Genomic DNA, 16,479 nt, shown 5'->3' with positions numbered 1-16,479 from the left:
CGTGGCCGCTACCCTGCCGTGGCCGTCAGTATGGGCACACCGTCGGCCGGCCGCAGAAGGGCAGGGTCACGGCCCGGCGTGTGCGCCCGGCACTCGCGCATCGTCATCCCCGAAAGACCAGGCGCCTCCTCCCGCTCGGGCGCGGTGATCGTGGACGTCACGGCGAACAGGGTCGTGGGGTGGCCCTCGCGCACGGGGGCGGTCCATCCGGGGCCCCGCCGCAGGGACACCGCGCCCCGGTAGCGCGGCCAGGGGTCGTCGTGAGGGATGTCGAGCGAGGCACTGGCAGGGCGGGTCCGCATGGTCGCGAGTCTGACACCCGCCTCGGACATGCGGGCGAAACGCGTCGTGCGAGTACGGACGGCAGCCCGTCGTTCAGTATCTTCCCAGCATCCTTCGCATAGCATGCCGAAATCAGACAAAAGCGCCGCACCGCGCGATGGCAGGAGGAACCCCGGATGGCCGAGGCAGACGCCGTCGTCATCGGGTCCGGTGTCAACGGCCTGGTGGCCGCCGCGGAGCTGGCCTTGGCCGGATGGTCCGTCATCCTGGTGGAGCGCGAACCGGACATCGGCGGGTTCATCGCCACCGAGGAGCGCACCCTGCCGGGCTACCTCCATGACACCTACTCCTCCTGGCATCCGCTGTTCGTCTCCGGCCCGGCGTTCGCGCGTCTGGGGGAGCCCTTGCGGCGGCATGGGCTGGAGTACCGCAACACCGATGAGTGGGCCATCGCAAGCGTGGCCGACGACGGCAGGGTCACGCTTGCGCACCGCGATCCCGAGCGCACCGCCGAGGGTTTCGCGCACGATGCGGACCGGGCCGCGTATCTGGCCGCGCTCGGCCGACTGGGCGCCGACATGGAGGCGATCGGCGGCCTGATGGGCGGCGAGCTCCGCTCACCGGCCGCCCTCCGCCACGCGGTCGCCCTGCTCCGCGGCGGCGGGCGGCAGGGGGTGGAGCGGTGGCTGCGCTCGGTGGCCACCAGCGGCCGTGGATACCTGCGCGCGGAGTTCCGCGGGGACGAGGTGGACCATCTCTACGCCCCGTGGCTGCTGCACGCGGGGCTGTCGCCGGACCACGCGTCGGGCGGATTCCTGGTGACGCTGTTCGCCGCCACGCTGCATGGCGCCGGGGTGCCGGTGGTGGCCGGGGGCGCGGGCCGGTTCCTCGACGCCTTCAGGTCGCTGCTGACGACGACGGGCGTACGGGTGGAGACCGGCACCCGGGTCGACCGCGTCCTCGTCGAGCAGGGGCGCGCCGTGGGAGTGGCGGCGGGCGGCCGGGTCTTCCGTGCCCGCCGCGCGGTCCTCGCCTCGGTGACCCCCACCGCCCTTTACGGCACCCTCCTGCCGGAGGGCTCGGTGCGCCGTGAACTACGCGATGAGGCGCGGCGATTCCGCTACGGCCGCGCCGCGATGCAGATCCATGTCGCGCTGTCCGAGCCGCTCGGCTGGCGCGACGCACGGCTGAACACGATCCCGCTGGTGCATCTGACCGACGGTTCGGGCAGCACCGGTATCGCCTGCGCCGAGGCCGAGGCGGGCCTGCTGCCCCGGCGGCCCACGGTGGTCGTCGGGCAGCAGTACGTCCTGGACCCCGGCCGGGTGCCGACCGGGGCCGCCGCGCTGTGGCTGCAGTTGCAGGAGGTGCCGTCCACCCCGCGCGGCGACGCGGCCGGTGAACTGGACACCGCTCAGGGCTGGACCCCGGAGCTGGCCCGGGGCTACGCCGACCGGGTGCTGAACCGGATCGCCGGGCACGCGCCCGATCTGCCCGGTAAGGTGCTCGCCGTCGATGTCATCGCGCCCCCGGACCTCGCCCGCCGGAACACCAACGCGCCCGGTGGCGACCCGTACGGCGGCTCCCTCGAACTCGACCAGAGCCTTCTCTGGCGCCCCTTGCCCGCCTCCGGACGGCACGCGACCGACATTGACGGGCTCTGGCACATCGGCGCGTCCACTCACCCGGGGGCCGGGCTGGGCGGTGTCTCCGGGCACATGGTCGCCACCACGCTCACCAGGGGGCCGCGATTCGCCCGTCTGCCCCGGCTCTCACCGGGGCGACGGGTGAGAGGCTGACGCCGTCAGAGGCTGACGCCGTGTGACCGCAGATAGGCGAGCGGATTGATGTCCGAGCCGTAGCCGGGGCCGGTGCGGATCTCGAAGTGGAGATGCGGTCCGGTGGCATTGCCCGTCGAGCCGGAACGGCCGATCTGCTGGCCCCCGTTGACGTTCTGCCCGGCCCGCACCGACAGCTGCGAGAGATGGGCGTACTGGCTGTACTTGCCGTCCGGATGCCGGATGACCACCTGATAGCCGTACGCGTCGCCCCAGCCCGCCGAGACCACATGGCCCGAACCCACGGCCTTCACGGAGGTGCCGATGCCCACGGGGAAGTCCACCCCCGTGTGATAGCCGCTCGACCAGCTGGAGCCGGCCGCCCGGTAGGCGGTGCTCGGGTTGACGCCGCTGACGGGGGCGGTGAAGCCCGAGGAGACCACGGGCTTGGTGGCCCGCTCCCGGCTGGTGTGCTTCTCGGCCTTCGGGTGCGGCGCGGGCTTCGGCTTCGGCTTCGCCTTGGCCTTGTGGTGGGGCTCGGGTTCCGCCTTGGGTTTGGCGGTGGCCTTACCGCCCGTGAGGGAGAGTTTCTGACCGGGGTAGATCAGATCGGGATCGCCGCCGATCGTCTCGCGATTGGTCTCGTAGAGCGCCTCCCAGCCGCCGTTGACGTCGTGGGTGTCGGCGATACGGGACAGCGAGTCGCCGCTGACGACCACATAGCGGCCGGACTTCGTGGAGGCGCGCCCCGGGAGGCTGGTGGGCGTGGGCTTGCTCGCCGCCTGCTGGGCCTTCTCCGGCCGATGGGCCTGCTTGACCGGGGCGGCGGCCGTCCTGACGATCTTCTGGGCACTCTGCTGCGGTGCCGCGTCGTCCCGCGTCAGACCCGCCTTGCCCGAGCACACCGGCCACGCGCCGGGGCCCTGGCCGTCGAGCACCTTCTCCGCGATCGCGATCTGCTGGTCCTTGGTGGCCAGATCGGCCCGTGCCGCGTATGCCGTGCCGCCGTAAGCCTCCCATGTGCTCTGCGTGAACTGCAGCCCGCCGTAGAAGCCGTTGCCGGTGTTGATGTCCCAGTTGTGGGTGGACTCGCACTGGGCCACCTTGTCCCAGGCTTCGCCCGAGGCCGCGGACGCGCCCGCGGCGCCGACGAGTGGAAGGGCGATTCCGGCGCCGCCCGCCGTGACGCTCAGTGAGGCACGGGAGATGCGGTTGGGCTTGTAGCGGCGGTGGCGTCCCCGTAAGGGCATGGACGGCTCCTTCTCGTGCTGCCGGGTGCGGCGCGCTGCCGGGCGGGCCAAAGATAAGGGGGCCGATTTGGGCGCAACAAGAGGGAGGTCACCTGGAAAGAAGGCCACAGCGCGCTGTGCTGCGGCCCTCTTCCGCTTATGTGATGTGCATCACATGAATTCAGTCGGTGGTTCGGGCGGGACACAGGGTGACCGGCCTGCGCCCAGCGCATGGACGGTGTCCGCCCGCGCAGCCGCCGCCCGCGACCGATGGTCCCGGGCGGCGGCGTGCCGTGCTCTGCCGAGGAGTTACCGGCGCACGGCGAGCGAGACCGCGAAGCGGCCCGCCGAGTCGGTCCACCAGCGCCGCGACTCCATCCCCGCGGCGGCCAGTTCGTCCCGCACCTTCTCCTCCCGGAACTTGGCGGACACCTCGGTGCGGACCTCCTCCCCGGCCGTGAAGTGCACCGCGAGATCCATGGCGGGGATCTTCGCGGTGAGCTCCTTACGGGCCCTCAGCCGCATCTCGATCCACTCCTCCTCGGCGTTCCACACCGCCACATGGTCGAAGTCGGAGGGGTCGAAGTCGGCGCCCAGCTCGCGGTCGAGCACCGTCAGCACGTTCTTGTTGAACGCCGCGGTGATCCCTTGGGCGTCGTCGTAGGCGGAGACGAGCGTGGCCTCGTCCTTGACCAGGTCGGTGCCGAGCAGCAGCGCGTCGCCGGGCGCGAGCAGCTCGCTCACCGAGGCGAAGAAGGCCGCCCGTTCCGCAGGCAGCAGATTGCCGATGGTGCCCCCGAGGAAGGCCAGCAGCCTCGGCCCCGGAGTGTCGTCGGGCAGCGCGAGCCCGTTCATGAAGTCGGCCACCAGCGCGTGCACCATCAGCCGTGGATGCTCGGCCAGCAGGGCCTCCCCGGCCAGTTCCAGCGCGCTCTCACTCACGTCGACGGGGACGTAGACGCGCAGATCCGGCAGTGCCCGGATCAGGTGGTGGGTCTTCTCGGAGGAGCCGGAGCCCAGTTCGACGAGGGTGCGGGCCCCGGTGGCGTCGGCGATCTCCGCGGCGCGGGCGACGAGGATCTCCCGCTCGGCGCGGGTCGGGTAGTACTCGGGCAGCCGGGTGATCTCTTCGAAGAGCGCGCTTCCCCGGGCGTCGTAGAACCACTTGGGCGGAAGCTGTTTGGGGGTGCTGGTCAGCCCGTCGGCCACATCGGCGCGCAGCGCGGCCGCGGTGGCATCGGCGGGCAGGGTGCGGGTGACGGTGAAGGGGCTCAACGGGAAGCCTCCTTGAGTGCGGTGAGCAGTACATCGGTGCGGGTGGCGGTGAGCAGGGTGCGGTCGGGGACCTCGGTCCAGCTGGGGTCCTGGTCGTACGGCTCGGAGGCCACCACCACGCCCCGGTCCGGATCGGTCAGGTACCACAGCGTGTCGCCCCAGGCGGTGGCGGCGATGGTCTCGCCGTCCATGAGCAGCAGATTGAGCCGTGAGTCGGGGGAGGCGTCGGCGAGCTGCTCCACGGTCTCGGCCAGCGCCTCCGGCGGCGCGTGGCCCAGCCGAAGCCGGTGCAGCACCAGCGCCCAGACGAACGCCGAGTCGCACCGCGCCTCCAGGCCGAGCAGATCCGCCGGTGGCAGGGCGGCGGCGAGGTCAGCGACCGCGTGCGGCCAGTCGCGGAGCGCCCCGTTGTGGCTGAACAGCCAGGTCCCGGAGGCGAACGGCGAGGCGCCCGCCTCGCCGTCCGCGCTCGCCTCGGTGGCGTCCCTCACGGCGGCCATCAGCGCCCCCGTGCGGACCACGCGGGCCAGGTCGGCGAACGACAGATCGCCCCAGATGGGCCCGGCGCGGCGGTAGCGCGCGGGTACCGGGTCGCCCGAGGCGTACCAGCCGACGCCGAACCCGTCGGCGTTGACCGTGCCGTGCGCCTGCCGCCGCGGCGCCCACGACTGCCGGAACAGACTGTTCGCGGGCGCCACGACCACCTCGCCGATGGAGGTCCGCGGCCCGAGGTAGGCCAGGTGCCGGCACATCAGGACGCGTCCCGCGCGGTGCGGAAGCCGGAGAAGATCTGGCGGCGTACCGGCAGGTCCCAGTTGCGGAACGTGCCCCGGCAGGCGACCTCGTCCACCGCGAAGGAACCGCCGCGCAGCACCTTGTGCGACGGGCCGAAGAAGACTTCCGAGTACTCGCGGTAGGGGAAGGCGCGGAACCCCGGGTAGGGCAGGAAGTCGCTCGAGGTCCACTCCCACACATCGCCGATCAGCTGCCGCACCCCCAGCGGGGAGGCGCCGCGCGGATAGCTGCCGGCCGCCGCGGGCCGCAGATGGCGCTGGCCCAGATTGGCGTGCTCGGGCGTGGGATCCTCGTCGCCCCACGGATAGCGCCGGGACCGGCCGCTCTCCGGGTCGTGGCGGGCGGCCTTCTCCCACTCCTCCTCGGTCGGCAGCCGCCGCCCCGCCCAGCGGGCGTAGGCGTCCGCCTCGTACCAGCTCACATGCACCACCGGCTCGTCCGGCGGCACCGGCTCCGTCACCCCGAACCGCCGGCGCAGCCACTGCCCGCTCTCGCGGCGCCAGAACAGCGGGGCGGCGAGGCCGTGCTCCTGGATGTACGCCCAGCCGTCGGCCGTCCACCAGCGTCGCTCGGTGTAGCCGCCGTCCGCGATGAACCGCTCGTACGCGCCGTTGGTCACCGGAGTGGTGTCGATGTGGAAGGCCGGGACCAGCCGGTGGTGCGCGGGCCGCTCGTTGTCCAGGGCCCAGGGCTCGGCCGAGGTGCCCATGGTGAACGGGCCGCCGGGGACCAGCACTTCCTCCGGCAGAGCCTCGCCGTCCGCCGCGTCGGGCGGCGGCGGGGCGGTGAGCGCGGCGGGTCCGCGGCGCAGCTGGTGGGTGATGAGCATCGTCTCGTCGTGCTGCTGCTCATGCTGCGCGATCATGCCGAAGGCGAAGCCCGCGTCGACCAGCGGGGCGCCGCGCAGCTCGATCCGCTCCAGGATGTCCAGCACCCGGCCGCGCACCTCGTGGACATAGCCGCGGGCCTCGGCGGGCGCCAGCAGCGGCAGGGTGGGCCGCTCGGCGCGCGGATGCTCGAAGGCGTCGTATATCGAGTCGATCTCGGGGCGCAGGGCGTCACGCCCGCCGACCGCGCGCAGCAGCCACTGCTCCTCCTGGTTGCCGATGTGCGCCAGATCCCACACCAGCGGGGACATCAAAGGGGAGTGCTGGGCGGTGAGGTCGGGCTCGTCCACGCAGGTGGTCAGGGTGTGGGTGCGGTCGCGCGCGGTGCGCAGCGCCTTCTCGGCGCGTCGGCGCAGCGCTTCGGGATCGATGGTGAGATCGGAATCGGGGGCGGTCATGACCGTCCCTCCTTACCGGTAAGGGGAGCGAGCAGATCGTCGGCGGGACATCGGCCGCGGACCACATAGCGGTCGGTGAAGGCGGCGACGGCGGCGGTGATGGCGGGGGAGGCGCCGATACGCGGCAGCGCGTCCAGCGCCGTGGTGAAGCAGCTGACGGCGGCGGTGCGCAGCTCGGGGTCGGCCAGACCGTGGCGGGCCGCGGCCCGCCACAGCGGATTGCCCGGTGCGGGGCGGGCGCCCGCCGTCTCCGCGAGCGGTTTCACCACCCGGTAAACCGTTTCAGCAGCCTCGGGATCGTCGAAGAGCGCGACCGTGACGGCAAGGGGGACGATCCAGCCGTCCTCACCGCTCTGCGCGTCGATCATGCGCAGTTCCAGATGGCCGCGCGGGCGGACGGGGGGAAAGAGCGTGGAGATGTGGAAGTCGAGGTCGTCATGGGTGGGTGGCCGGGGCAGCCCCGTCCGGGCCCACCGGCGGAAGGTCACCCCGGACGGCACCGTCCAGGGCGCCTTCTCGTCCCGGATGGCCATCACGGGCGCGTCCAGCACGTAGTGGGCCCAGGCCGTGCGGGGATCCCGGCCGTCGGCCGGGGCGTGGGTGCGTCCGGGTTCCATCGCCGTCCACAGCGCCTGCCGGGTGGAGCGGTAGCCCGTGGGGCGGCCCTGGCGCAGCGGCGAGTTGGCGAACGCGGCGGTGAGCACCGCGCCCAGCAGATGGGCGAGCCGCCAGCGCCGTGCCATGCCGAGCGGTCCGGGCTCCTCGTGCCCGGCGTCCACGCAGACCTGCACGGAGGCGGTGTTGCACATCATGGAGCGCCCGGCCGGACCCCGGCGGTCGAAGTAGGTCTCCATGCAGTCGTACCGGGGCGTGGTGAGGAAGCGTCTCGGCGGGCGCCAGGGGTCATGTCCGTGGCCGGCGAGCCCGAGGCCGAGGCCGGTGAGTACGGAACGTACGAGAACCAGATCGGCGGTCGCGGACTCCACACACGCGGTGAGGGAGTCGGCCGGGAGGGAGCTGAGCTCCACCTGACCGCCGGGTTCGAAAGTGATGGCGGACCGCAGCGGCAGTCCGCGCAGGGCGGTGACCGCGGCTTCGAGCCGGGCCGTCTCGATGGGTCGTGCGGGGTCGTGCGGATCGTATATGAGCCATTCGAGCTCGACTCCGATGCGGCGCGGCGGCCCGGTCTTGAAGCAGATGCCGTGCAGCCGGGCCTCCATCTCGGCCTCGCTGATCGCCTTGTCGTCGGGCACAGTCGTCATCTCCCGTCCCGTTCCGGCAACGGCTCGCTGGGAAACGAACCGAAATGTCGCCGTCCACCTTTACCTGCCGACGCGCCGGGCTCAAGAGTGCCTCCAGAGTTGCACAAGAGTTCATCTGCCGCCGGGTGGGCAGGGCAGGATGGCTGACGGCGGTGGCGGTTCCGCTCGTCGTACCGACTAGTTAGTATGTTCGACCCGGCGCGGTACCGCGTTCCGACGATCCCTCTGTGGAGGCCACCGCATGCAGGCATGGCGAGTGCACGACAATGGCGAGCCCGGTGAGGTCATGCGCCTCGACGAGGTGCCGGACCCCCAGGCGGGACCGGGACAGCTGCTGCTGCGGGTCCGGGCCGTCAACGTCAACTTCCCCGACGCCCTGCTGTGCCGCGGCCAGTACCAGGTGCGGCCGCCCCTGCCGTTCACCCCCGGCGTCGAGGTGTGCGGCGAGGTCGTCGCCGTCGGCGAGGGCGCCGAGGGCGTGGTGGGCTCCCGCGTCCTGGCCACGCCCACGCTCCCCGCGGGCGGCTTCGCCGAGCTGGTGCCCGTGGAGGCGGCGGCCGCGCTGCCCGCGCCCGACGCCCTGGACGACGCCGAGGCCGCGGCGCTGCACATCGGCTACCAGACCGGCTGGTTCGGCCTGCACCGCAGGGCCCGCATCCAGTCCGGCGAGACGCTCCTGGTGCACGCCGCCGCGGGCGGGGTCGGCAGCGCCGCCGTCCAGCTCGGGAAGGCGGCCGGGGCCACCGTGATCGGCGTCGTCGGTGGCGAGGACAAGGCGCGGGTCGCCCGCGAGCTCGGCTGCGACCTCGTCCTGGACCGGCGCGCCGACGACATCGTGGCGGCCGTCAAGGAGGCCACCGGCGGACGCGGCGCGGACGTCGTCTACGACCCGGTCGGCGGCGACGCCTTCGTCAAGTCCGTCAAATGCGTCGCCTTCGAGGGCCGCATCGTGGTCGTCGGCTTCGCCAGCGGCGTCGTCCCCCAGGCCGCCCTCAACCACGCCCTGGTCAAGAACTACGCCATCCTCGGCCTCCACTGGGGCCTTTACAACACCCACGACCCGGCCGCGATCCGCGCCTGCCACGAGGAGCTGACCAAGCTCGCCGCACAGGGCACCGTCAAACCGCTGGTCAGCGAGCGCGTACCGCTGGAGGACGCGGCCGGCGCCGTCCAGCGCGTCGCCGACGGCGTGACCACCGGCCGCGTGGTCGTCGTCCCAGGGCAGGCCGCCGGAGGGGACCGATGAGCACCACCCGGCACCGCCCCGCCGTGGACGCCGACGAGCTGCGCCGCCGCGTCCGCGAACTCCTGGACGCCCATCCGCCCGCCACCACCGACCGCGTGGACTTCCTGCGCGCCCGCTTCGACGCCGGGCTCGCGTGGGTGCACTACCCGGCCGGACTCGGCGGCCTGGACGCCCCGCGCTCCCTCCAGGCCGTCGTCGACGCCGAGCTGGAGGCCGCGGGGGCGCCCGACAACGACCCCCGCCGCATCGGCATCGGCCTCGGCATGGCCGCCCCCACCATCCTCGGCTTCGGCACCGACGAACAGCGGGAGCGGCTGCTGCGCCCGCTGTGGACCGGCGAGGAGGTGTGGTGCCAGCTGTTCAGCGAGCCCGGCGCCGGATCCGACCTCGCGGCGCTCGCCACCCGGGCGGTGCGCGACGGCGAGGACTGGGTGGTGGACGGACAGAAGGTCTGGACCTCCAGCGCCCATCTCGCCCGCTGGGCCATCCTCATCGCCCGCACCGACCCCGACCAGCCCAAACACCGCGGCATCAGCTACTTCATCTGCGATATGACCGACCCCGGCGTCGAGGTCCGGCCGCTGCGCCAGATCACCGGCGAGGCGGAGTTCAACGAGGTCTTCCTCACCGGGGTACGGATCCCCGACAGCCGACGGCTCGGCGAGATCGGCGAGGGCTGGCGGGTCGCCCAGACCACCCTGATGAACGAGCGGGTCGCCATCGGCGGCGGCCGCGTCCCCCGCGAGGGCGGCATGATCGGCCTCGTCGCCGACACCTGGCGGGAGCGGCCCGAACTGCGCACCCACGACCTCCACCAGCGGCTGCTGCGGCTGTGGACGGAGTCCGAGGCGGCCCGGCTCGCGGGCGAGCGGCTGCGCCAGCAGCTCGCGGTCGGCCAGCCCGGCCCCGAGGGCTCGGCCATGAAACTCGCCTTCGCCCGCCTCAACCAGCGGATCAGCGCGCTGGAGGTCGAGCTGCTGGGGGAGGAGGGACTGCTCTACGACGACTGGACGCTGCGCCGCCCCGAACTCGTGGACTTCACCGGGCGCGAGGCCGGCTACCGCTATCTGCGCGCCAAGGGCAACTCCATCGAGGGCGGCACCTCGGAGGTGCTGCTCAACATCATCGCCGAACGCGTCCTGGGCCTGCCGTCCGAGCCGCGGACCGACAAGGACGTCCCGTGGAAGGACCTGCCCCGATGAGCACCGCCGACCTGCTCTACTCCGAGGCGGAGGACGATCTGCGCGCGGCCGTACGGTCGCTGCTCACCGACCGGTGCCCGCCCGCCACGGTGATGTCCGAGGCCGAGAGCGGCCGGGCGTACGACGTGGCGCTGTGGCGCGCGCTGGGCGCCGAGATGGGCACCGCGGGGCTGCTGGTGCCGGACAAGCTCGGCGGCCAGGGGGCCACCGCGCGGGAGGCGGCGGTGGTGATGGAGGAGCTCGGCCGCGCCGTCGCTCCCGTGCCCTACCTCACCAGCGCCGTCCTCGCCGCCGCCGCCCTGCTCGGCTGCGACACCGACCAGGAGGCCGTGGCCCGGCTGCTCGGCGCGGTCGCCGAGGGCCGTACGGTCGGCGCCCTCGCGGTGCCGCTGTCCACCGCGGCCGTGGCGCCCGGCGGCGGGTCCGGCGCGCCCGCCGTGACCGTAAGGGCCGAGGGCGACGGCACGCTCAGCGGCCAGGTCTCCGGTGTCGCGGGCGCGGCGGGCGCCGATGTGCTGCTCGTCCCCGCCACCGGCGCGGACGGCCATGGGCTGTACGCCGTGGAGACCGCCGGGACCAGCGTCACCGTCGAACCCCTCACCTCGCTCGACCTCACCCGCCCGCTCGCCGCGGTGACCCTCACCGGCGCCCCGGCCCGCCGGCTGGCCGGGCCCGGCCGGGCCGAGGCGGCCATCGGGCAGGCGCTGCTGACCGGGGCCGGGCTGCTCGCCTCCGAGCAGCTGGGCGTGGCCGAATGGTGTCTGACCGAGACCGTCCGCCACACCAAGGAGCGCCATCAGTTCGGGCGCCCCATCGGCTCGTTCCAGGCGCTCAAGCACCGTATGGCCGCCCTGTGGCTGGAGCTGGTCTCGGCGCGCGCCACCGCACGGTACGCCGCCGACGCACTGGCCACGGACAGCCCGGACACACCGGTCGCGGTGGCCGTGGCCCAGGCGCACTGCGCCGAGGTGGCGGTGCACGCGGCCGAGGAGTGCGTCCAGCTGCACGGCGGCATCGGCATGACCTGGGAGCACCCGGCGCATCTGTATCTCAAGCGGGCCAAGAGCGACGAGATCGCACTGGGCACCCCCGGCCGCCACCGGCAGGCGCTCGCCGCGCTGGTGGAACTGCCGGCCCCCACCGGCTGACCGGCCGGCGGCCCCACCGGCTGACCCGCCGGATCCGGCGAACCCGCCCCCGCTCCGCGATCACGCCACTAGAGTGCCGAACAGCTGTGCGGCACATCGGGTGGGTCCGGAACGGGGGGCACATGATGAGCGACTACGACTACATCGTGGTGGGGGCGGGCTCGGCGGGCGCCGTGGTGGCGGCCCGGCTGACGGAAGCCCCGGACGTACGGGTGCTGCTGATGGAGGCCGGGAAGGACGACGCGGCAGCGCAGATCCACGACCCCACCGCGTGGTTCACCCTCATCGGCGGTGAGCACGACTGGGGCTACACCACCGTCCCGCAGCCGGGCCTGGCCGGGCATCCGCAGGCCGCCGCGCGCGGCAAGGTGCTCGGCGGCTCCAGCAGCATCAATGTGATGACCTATGTCCGCGGCCACCTCGGCACCTTCGACGCCTGGGCCGCCGACGGCTGCACCGGCTGGGACGCCGCCTCGGTGCTGGAGACCTTCCGCGCCCTCGAGCACGCCGAGGGCCGTGACCCGCGCTTCCGGGGCACCGGCGGCCCGCTGCGGCTCAGCCGGGCCGAGACGCCCAACCCGCTGAGCACCGCCTTCCTCGACGCCGCCAAGGAACTCGGCCACCCCTACAACGACGACTTCAACGGCGCGGAGAGCGACGGCGCCGGGCGCCATGAGTGGACCGTTCACAAGGGGCGCCGCCAGAGCACGGCGGTCGCCTATCTCGACCCGGCGATGGACCGCGCCAACCTCACCGTGCGCACCGAGGCCCAGGTACACCGGCTGCTCTTCGAGGGCACCCGCTGCGTCGGCGTCGAATACGCGGGCTCCGGCGGTGTGGCACGTCGGGTGCGCGCGGCGCGGGAGGTCATCGTGTGCGCGGGCTCGGTGGACTCGCCCAAGCTGCTGATGCTCTCCGGAATCGGCCCGGCCCGGCATCTGCGCGAGGTGGGCGTCCCGGTGCTGGTGGACGCCCCCGAGGTGGGGGCCAATCTCCAGGACCACCCCCTGGTCGGGCTGGTCCACGAGGCGGGCATCCCGCTGCCGCCGCCCCCGCTGACCACCGCCGAGGCGGCCCTGTTCACCCGGACCGACCCCGGGCTGCCCCGCCCCGACCTCGAGGTGTTCCTCTTTCACATCCCGTTCCACCCGAGGCTGCTGCCGTTCCCGCCGAACAGCTTCACCCTGACGGCCGCCGCGATGCAGCCCCACAGCCGGGGCACGGTCCGGCTCTCCGGCGCCGACCCCGAGGACCGACCGCTGATCGACCCCGGCTATCTCAGCGACGGAAGGGACCTCGCCACCCTGGTCCAAGGCGTCGAACTGGCCCGGTCGCTCGCCGCCACCGACGCGTTCGAGGAGTGGCAGCCGCGCGAACTGCTGCCCGGCCCCGGGGTGAGCGGCCGGGACGGACTGGCCGACTTCGTCCGCGAGAACACCGGCACCTACTTCCACCACGTCGGCACCTGCCGGATGGGCGGGGATGAGCAATCGGTGGTGGATCCCCGGCTGCGCGTCCGGGGCGTCGAGGGGTTGCGGATCGCCGATGGATCGATCATGCCGTCGATCGTCTCGGCCAACACCAACGCGACCTGCGTCATGATCGGCGAGATGGCCGCCGAGCTGATCCGCGCCGACGCCTGAGCGGGCTCGCCACGCCCGCTCACTGCGCGGGGGCGACCGCCGGGGAGTAACCGAACAGCAGATCGGCACCCGTATGGAGCACCAGGTGACGGCGGTCCAGGGGCGATTCTGGGCCACACTGACGGCCGGATTCCGATGTTCCGTAGTGGCCGAGGAGGCTCCCCATGGCCATTTCCATCTCCGTGGTCCTGCTGCTTCTGATCCTCACAGTGGTGTTTCTCCGCAGCGGCGGACTGCGTATCTCGCATGCCCTGGTCTGTGTGACGCTCGGCTTCTACCTGGCGAGCAGCAGCGTGGCGCCCACCATCTCCGAGGGGCTGGCAGCCACCGCGGACGTGGTCAGCAGCGTCCGTCCCTGATCCACGCCCGCGGCGACCGGTCTCTGACGGCCCGGCTCAGCGGCCGATCTCGACGTCCTCCAGTACACCGACCGCATCGGGCACCAGAATCGCCGCCGAGTAGTAGGCGGAGACCAGATAGGACGTCACGGCCTGCTCGCTGATGCCCATGAACCGGACGTTCAGACTGGGCTCGTACTCATCCGGGATACCGGTCTGATGCAGTCCGATGACCCCCTGGTTCTCCTCCCCGGTGCGCATCGCCAGGATGGAGCTGGTGCCGGACTCGCTGATCGGGATCTTGTTGCAGGGCAGCAGCGGAACCCCGCGCCACGCCCGCACCGCGATCCCGGCCACCTCGATGCCCTGTGGATACAGACCACGGTTGCTGCACTCGCGCCCGAAGGCGGCGATGGTGCGCGGATGCGCCAGCAGATACTGGGTCTTGCGACGCCGGGCCAGCAGCTCGTCCAGGTCGTCCGGGGTGGGCGGGCCGCTGCGGGTGTGGATGCGCTGGGACAGGTCCGCGTTGTGCAGCAGACCGAATTCCCGGTTGTTGACGAGCTCGTGTTCCTGGCGTTCGCGCAGGGCCTCGATGGTGAGGCGGAGCTGCTGCTCGACCTGGTTCATGGGCTCGTTGTAGAGGTCGGCGACGCGGGTGTGGACGCGCAGCACGGTCTGGGCCACGCTCAGCTCGTACTCCCGGGGCTCCAGTTCGTAGTCCACGAAGGTGCCCGGCAGGACCGGTTCGCCCGAGTGGCCGGACGCGATGGCGATATCGGCCTCACCACGCCGGTTCTGAGCGGGCGCGGTCCGCTCGGCGAGCCCTTGGAGATGGTCGCGCAGCGACGCGGAGCGGTCGGCGGCCTCCTGGACGACGCGGCGGGGGAGGGTGAGCACCGTGGTCCGGGTGACGGCCCGGGCGGTGAACTCCCAGGTGTGCTCCGGGCCGGTCAGGACCGCGTCGCCGAAGTACTCCCCGTCGGCCAGCACCGCCAGCGTGCTGCCCTCGTCATACGCGCCGGGGGCGATCTGGCGGACCTTGCCATGGGCGATCAGGAACACCTGGTCGGCCGGGCGGCCCGCCTCCACCAGCACATCCCCCGGCGCGTACTCGCGCTGCACACAGCCGTCGGCCAGCGACTCCAGCACGGAGGTGACTCCGAAACCACGCAGCGTCGGCAGCTCGCCCAGCTCCGGCGGGATGACCCGCACCTGTGATCCGGTGGTGATGAACTCCACCCGCCCGTCCCCGACCGTGTAGGTCAGCCGGCGGTTCACCCGGTACGTACCGGCCGACACCTGGACCCAGGGGAGGACGCGCAGCAGCCACCGGGACGAGATGGCCTGCATCTGCGGAACGGACTTGGTGGTGGTCGCCAGGTTCCGTGCGGCGGCCGTGCCCAGACTCAGCGGCTGCTCACCGGACTCCACGGAGGTGGTCATAAGTGCTCATCACCCATTTCGGTAGATCTTCGGGAAGGTATGCGAAGGCCACAGGCCCGGTCGGGTGGACGTCAGGGTCCGTCGGGCCGATTCAGAGCCCGACTTCCACGTTCTCCAGAATTCCGAGCGCGTCCGGGACGAGCACGGCCGCGGAATAGTAGGCGCTGACGAGATACGAGATGATGGCCTGATCGCTGATTCCCATGAACCGCACCGAGAGGCTCGGCTGGTATTCGTCGGGAATTCCGGTGCGGTGCAGTCCGATGACCCCCTGGTTCTCCTCCCCGGTGCGCAGAACGAGAATGGAGCTCACCCCGCTCCCGGAGACCGGAATCTTGTTGCACGGGAGGATGGGCACGCCCCGCCAGGCCGGCAGAGCGTGCCCGTTCACCTCCGTGGGCTGCGGAGAGATGCCATGGCTGTTGAACTGCCTGCCGATCGCCGCGATGGCACGCGGATGCGCCAGGATCAGCCCCGGGTCCTTCCAGACGGTGGCCAGCAGCGCGTCGAGGTCGTCCGGGGTGGGCGGGCCGCTGCGGGTGTGGATGCGCTGGGACAGGTCGGCGTTGTGCAGCAGGCCGATCTCGGGGTTGTTGACGAGCTCGTGCTCCTGGCGTTCGCGCAGGGCCTCGATGGTGAGGCGGAGCTGCTGCTCGACCTGGTTCATGGGCTCGTTGTAGAGGTCGGCGACGCGGGTGTGGACGCGCAGCACGGTCTGGGCCACGCTCAGCTCGTACTCCCGCGGCGCCAGCTCGTACTCCGCGAAGGTGCCCGGCAGGACCGGCTCGCCGGAGTGGCCCGAGGCCAGGGCGATGGCCGCCTCCCCGTGCTCGTTCCGCTCGGTCTCCGGCGCCGAGCGCACCGCCTCCACATGCGCGCGCAGCTCAGGTGAGCGGTCCAGCTGCTCCTCGAACTCCTGCCGGGGCAGGGCCAGCACCGTGCAGGACGTCACTGCCTTCACGGTGATGCCCCAGGTGCCCGCGTCGGCGGCGGTCAGCTCCGGCTCCCCGATGTGGTCGCCACCGGCGGCCGAGCCGACCACCGAGGGCTCGTCGAACGCGCCCTCGGTCAATTTCTCGACCTTGCCGTGGGCGATGAGGAGGAGCTCATCCGCCGGGCGCCCGGCCTCCACCAGCACATCGCCGGGCGCGAACTCCCGCTGGGTGAAGCGGTCCGCCAGGGCCTCGAGCACCGCGGCGTCCTCGAACCGGCGCAGCAGCGGCAGCTCGCGCAGCTCGACCGGGATGACCCGCACCTGTGATCCGGTGGTGGTGAACTCCACCCGGCCGTCCCCGAGCGTATGGGACGCCCGGCGGTTCACCCGGTAGGAACCGCCCGGAACCTGCACCCACGGCAGCATGCGCAGCAGCCACCGCGAGGTGAGACCCTGCATTTGCGGAACGGATTTGGTCGTCGTCGCCAGGTTCCGCGCGGCCGCCGTGCCGAGGCTCAACTGCGGCTGCGAAATGTCGGTACCGGAACCCGGTTCAACGGACGTCGTCATCGTGAATGCTCACCCATCCCTGTACGGACCTTGAAGAGAAATTCCG

The 16,479-nt window shown here is 72.3% G+C and carries 14 protein-coding genes; 6 read left to right on the top strand and 8 right to left on the bottom strand.

The features are described from left to right. Positions 1–8 precede the first annotated feature (8 nt). Entirely contained in the window at positions 9–302 is a 294-nt protein-coding gene (locus tag ACMTAK_RS06385) for a hypothetical protein (RefSeq protein ID WP_413805254.1), read from the bottom strand. A 156-nt stretch (positions 303–458) separates the two neighbouring features. Here ACMTAK_RS06385 and ACMTAK_RS06380 point away from each other — a divergent pair, with 156 nt between their 5' ends. After that, positions 459–2,081 carry a phytoene desaturase family protein gene (locus ACMTAK_RS06380; RefSeq protein ID WP_413805253.1) on the top strand — a complete coding sequence of 541 codons (1,623 nt, stop codon included), beginning with the start codon at positions 459–461 and terminating at the stop codon, positions 2,079–2,081. 5 nt (positions 2,082–2,086) lie between these two features. Here the strand turns inward: ACMTAK_RS06380 and ACMTAK_RS06375 are convergent, their stop codons facing one another. The 5 genes from ACMTAK_RS06375 to egtA all read right to left on the bottom strand — a co-directional run bounded on the left by ACMTAK_RS06375 (position 2,087) and on the right by egtA (position 7,906). Next, positions 2,087–3,310, bottom strand: coding sequence for a transglycosylase family protein (locus ACMTAK_RS06375; RefSeq protein WP_413805252.1), 1,224 nt, complete (start codon positions 3,308–3,310; stop codon positions 2,087–2,089). Positions 3,311–3,598: 288 nt separating this feature from the next. Then, a complete protein-coding gene (gene egtD, locus ACMTAK_RS06370) occupies positions 3,599–4,564 on the bottom strand; it encodes an L-histidine N(alpha)-methyltransferase (protein ID WP_413805251.1) in 966 nt (321 codons plus the stop codon). Further along, the gene (egtC, locus tag ACMTAK_RS06365) at positions 4,561–5,316 is read right to left on the bottom strand and encodes an ergothioneine biosynthesis protein EgtC (RefSeq protein ID WP_413805250.1); all 756 of its coding nucleotides are present in this window, start codon (positions 5,314–5,316) and stop codon (positions 4,561–4,563) included. Before egtC ends, egtD begins: the two co-directional genes overlap by 4 nt. Further along, entirely contained in the window at positions 5,316–6,644 is a 1,329-nt protein-coding gene (gene egtB, locus ACMTAK_RS06360) for an ergothioneine biosynthesis protein EgtB (RefSeq protein ID WP_413805249.1), read from the bottom strand. Before egtB ends, egtC begins: the two co-directional genes overlap by 1 nt. Then, positions 6,641–7,906 carry an ergothioneine biosynthesis glutamate--cysteine ligase EgtA gene (egtA, locus tag ACMTAK_RS06355; RefSeq protein ID WP_413805248.1) on the bottom strand — a complete coding sequence of 422 codons (1,266 nt, stop codon included), beginning with the start codon at positions 7,904–7,906 and terminating at the stop codon, positions 6,641–6,643. Before egtA ends, egtB begins: the two co-directional genes overlap by 4 nt. Positions 7,907–8,147: 241 nt before the next feature. On the opposite strand from egtA, the gene ACMTAK_RS06350 reads away from it, so the two are divergent. The 5 genes from ACMTAK_RS06350 to ACMTAK_RS06330 all read left to right on the top strand — a co-directional run bounded on the left by ACMTAK_RS06350 (position 8,148) and on the right by ACMTAK_RS06330 (position 13,504). Beyond that, complete coding sequence (locus tag ACMTAK_RS06350; protein WP_413805247.1) at positions 8,148–9,152, top strand: NADPH:quinone oxidoreductase family protein; 1,005 nt, start codon at positions 8,148–8,150, stop codon at positions 9,150–9,152. Then, a complete protein-coding gene (locus ACMTAK_RS06345) occupies positions 9,149–10,354 on the top strand; it encodes an acyl-CoA dehydrogenase family protein (RefSeq protein WP_413805246.1) in 1,206 nt (401 codons plus the stop codon). The genes ACMTAK_RS06350 and ACMTAK_RS06345 overlap by 4 nt, the downstream gene beginning before the upstream one ends. Beyond that, on the top strand, positions 10,351–11,502 hold the full coding sequence (locus ACMTAK_RS06340; RefSeq protein WP_413805245.1) for an acyl-CoA dehydrogenase family protein: 1,152 nt from the start codon (positions 10,351–10,353) through the stop codon (positions 11,500–11,502). The genes ACMTAK_RS06345 and ACMTAK_RS06340 overlap by 4 nt, the downstream gene beginning before the upstream one ends. A gap of 122 nt (positions 11,503–11,624) precedes the next feature. Then, entirely contained in the window at positions 11,625–13,145 is a 1,521-nt protein-coding gene (locus ACMTAK_RS06335; RefSeq protein ID WP_413805244.1) for a GMC family oxidoreductase, read from the top strand. 164 nt (positions 13,146–13,309) lie between these two features. Further along, a complete protein-coding gene (locus ACMTAK_RS06330; protein WP_020866016.1) occupies positions 13,310–13,504 on the top strand; it encodes a hypothetical protein in 195 nt (64 codons plus the stop codon). Between the two features lie 36 nt (positions 13,505–13,540). On the opposite strand, the gene ACMTAK_RS06325 is transcribed toward ACMTAK_RS06330, so the two are convergent. Then, entirely contained in the window at positions 13,541–14,929 is a 1,389-nt protein-coding gene (locus ACMTAK_RS06325) for a family 2B encapsulin nanocompartment shell protein (RefSeq protein WP_413805243.1), read from the bottom strand. A gap of 91 nt (positions 14,930–15,020) precedes the next feature. Further along, a complete protein-coding gene (locus ACMTAK_RS06320; protein WP_413805242.1) occupies positions 15,021–16,433 on the bottom strand; it encodes a family 2B encapsulin nanocompartment shell protein in 1,413 nt (470 codons plus the stop codon). Positions 16,434–16,479: the final 46 nt, after the last annotated feature.

This window comes from Streptomyces lacaronensis (assembly GCF_047337785.1).
Classification (GTDB): Bacteria; Actinomycetota; Actinomycetes; order Streptomycetales; family Streptomycetaceae; genus Streptomyces; species Streptomyces lycopersici.
Note: the sequence above shows the minus strand (reverse complement) of the source record. Positions and strands in the feature narration are given on the sequence as shown.